The sequence below is a fragment of the Rhodococcus quanlei genome (genome assembly GCF_055231015.1).
In genome coordinates this window covers 1-2,779 of sequence record NZ_JBUYWD010000040.1, presented here as the reverse complement: position 1 = coordinate 2,779, position 2,779 = coordinate 1, and the positions used below count along the sequence as shown (strand labels likewise).

General features: G+C 60.9%; 3 protein-coding genes and 1 pseudogene. All 4 read right to left on the bottom strand.

Features of this window, described 5'->3' with window-relative positions:
* Positions 1–126: 126 nt before the first annotated feature.
* Positions 127–312: pseudogene (locus ACZI8Q_RS20600) on the bottom strand (YceI family protein); the annotation flags it as partial.
* 535 nt (positions 313–847) lie between these two features.
* Complete coding sequence (locus ACZI8Q_RS20595; RefSeq protein WP_463375439.1) at positions 848–1,234, bottom strand: hypothetical protein; 387 nt, start codon at positions 1,232–1,234, stop codon at positions 848–850.
* Positions 1,231–1,845 (bottom strand): hypothetical protein, encoded by a 615-nt coding sequence (locus ACZI8Q_RS20590; RefSeq protein WP_463375438.1) that lies wholly within the window; start codon positions 1,843–1,845, stop codon positions 1,231–1,233. The genes ACZI8Q_RS20595 and ACZI8Q_RS20590 overlap by 4 nt, the downstream gene beginning before the upstream one ends.
* Positions 1,842–2,779 (bottom strand): hypothetical protein (locus tag ACZI8Q_RS20585; protein ID WP_463375437.1); only part of this gene is annotated, 938 nt, incomplete at its 5' end. The genes ACZI8Q_RS20585 and ACZI8Q_RS20590, both read right to left, overlap by 4 nt.

Below are 2,779 nucleotides of genomic sequence, written 5' to 3'. Positions count from 1 at the left end.
ATGATCGAAGCCATTCTACAAAGACGGCTCCCGCGGCAGGCTTGGGGTGCCTTGGCATGGGAGTGGACACGAAAAACGCACGGCCACCGGGTAAGTGACCGTGCGTTGGTGTGTCGAGGGTGCTGCTTATGCCTGCAGGCCGGCCTCGATTTCGAGGGTGATGGTGATCTTGTCGCCCACCACGGCTCCGCCGCCCTCGAGTGGCAGCTCGATGCTGATGCCGAAATCTTTGCGGTTCAGGACGGTGGTGGCTTCGAAGCCGGCGACCGGGCCGTTGCCCATGCCGGGGTTGACACCGTTGAACTCGAGGTAATGCGGTGACAACGGCCACGTAGCCCCAGGAAGGTGGGGTTTCCGATCCGTCCGCCGGAGGGGGTGCGACAAGTACCCGCAGGTTATCGAAACTCTCGGGAGTGCCGAACCGCATCAGTTTCCGTAACCCCACGGATGGCCCATATGTGGAACCGGAAGCGGAGGGGGAGTGCTCGACCTGACGAATACGTATTCGATCTTGTAGTTGTTCCAACGCGACGGGCGGTCACCCACATAGAAGTATCCGTAATGGTTGGCAATCTGATTTAGCTGTGGTAGGGGCAGTAGGCCGGGTGGGCCCGGCGCGAACACGATCGGATCTCCACGAAACAAGGACGCGGCTGGATGGTTCACAACATCCACTGCCGGCCAATTCTCGATTCGACTATCGGAGGTTCGCGCCAACCTTGCCGACCTTGCCCGTCCGCGCCTGTGAAGCACCACTGCAAAGATCAGGGCGCCGTACACCGGCAAAAATGGTACGCACCACAGAAGATTCCAGGTGATGGACCCGGGTTCGAGTGCCGCGAACATGTCAGTGCTCACGCAGTGCTCCGTGGCGCTCGGGTGCGTACTGTGATTCTGCTGGCCAGTAGACGCGATTGAATCGATAGGTGCGGGTGACCGACCGGTGGGGCAGGTATCCATGCCCGAAAACGAAACCGTGCTGGTAGGCTATAGCGGCTAATTCTGTTGGTGTAAAACGCGTTTCGTTGGCGCCCAACATGACCGTCATCTGACCCTCGAACTGCTTGGCCAGCCACGCTGCCTGGGCGGAGGAAGATCGGAATCGTCGACGAAGATTGCGCATTTTGCCTCGAACGTAGAAGCCACCCATGACAACGAGAGTCAGGAGAGTCAGCCACAGCACCCAGGGTATGGGGTCCGATTCTGAGGCCGCTTGTGTCAATAGCATGCTCATTCGGGTTCCTCTTCGATCCGGATTCCGTCGACGATGTTCATGCCGAGTTCCAGAAACTTGGGCCACTCCGCACGAGCCGACGTGCTGATATCGAGGACCGCAATGTTTCGCCCGTCTGGCATTGGGAGTATTGCCTGCAATGAGTCAGTAGGCGCGTCGACAGAGCTGCCGGACAGGGAATGCTCGGCAGGGATCGGGAAGTGGCCTGATCTGAGAATCAGTGCTACTGGTCCACAGCCGAGTTCGCGGTACTGGACACGGGCATATCTGTCCGCGTCGGTGACGACGCGGGCTATGGCTCGTGCTGCCTCGGACTTGGAGGCCGCGTCCTCAAAATCTGGGCCACCCCGCGGCAGTGCCTGAAGAGAAAGGACGACCATTGCGGCAACGCTCGGGGGAGTACCTGGGAGCGCAAGTTGTCCGGCGATGAGCGCGCCGTTCGCCCGCAGTGAATCAGCGATAGTCCCAAGGCCGGATTTGGCTCTCTCTCGATCGAATGTTCCGTCATCGGCCAAGTCCAATAACCGGTCGATCGAACGGGTACGTCCTGCTTCGTCCTCGCGCACTGGAATCGGTGCAAATCCAGCGGGCAAACTGAGCGTGATGGTCACTGCTGATGCTCCGCAACCGCATTGAACACTGCTCCCGGCACCATGCCGCCCAGCAGCATTGCCGTAGCCTCGTCGGGGCTGTCCGGTACAAGGTACGTTCCGATATCTTGGTGGATGTTGGTGACGCCCTCGTCAATGCCGAGTCCTTGTACACCGTACGGAATTGCAGTCGTTGCCGTTGTCGATGACCATCCAATGGTCGTCGCTGCCCTGCTTGCCTTGGCCGCATCCACGGCGGCACTCGCTGCTGCGATCGCGTCGCCAGCCCTCTCTGCCTGCGTGACCGCTGCTGTTGCGCCTTTCGCGCTGAGCTCGAAGTACTTACCAACGCCGCCTCCAACGGCGCCAAGGAGGTCTGTTCCTAGTGTCGTCAAGGGGACGTCAGCGCCGGCCGCTTTGGCCAGTGCATGCCCGGCAAATGCTGCGACGCCTAGCCCGAGCGACGCTGTCCCCAAGGCCCCGCTGAGGGGCGGACACCAAGCAGTAAGTAGAGACGCCATACCGAGAACGCTGCTGCAGGTGGATAGGACATTCGAGATCTCGTTGATGAGGTCTGCGTTGTCTTCGATGAATTGCCAGATGTCGGCGGCGAGGTCGGCGATGCCTTCGCCGATGTCCTCGAGCGTGTTGAAGAGGCCCTCGAAGAAGCCTTCTTCGGGTGCGTCGCTGCAGGCTTTGTCGAGGGCTTGCGCGGTGAGGGCGGCCAGCTCGCTGTGTTGTCGCAGGAGGCGTTCGGCGCGGTCGATGATGTCTTGGAGTTCTTGCCGTGCACGTCTGAGTGCATCGGTGGCTGCATCCAAACGTGCTTGGGCGGCGGCCAATTGGGTGTCGTCGGTGTAGGTTCGGCCGGCCTCGTCGAGACCTGGGTCGGCTTCTGCCCGTTCCACCTGCTTTTTGGCGGCGCGGGCTTCGTCTTCGAGTCGCTGCGCCGTCT

Coding starts and splice junctions, on each gene's coding strand:
- ACZI8Q_RS20595 (WP_463375439.1), bottom strand. CDS start 1,234: ATGAGCATGCTATTGACACAAGCGGCCTCAGAATCGGACCCCATACCC.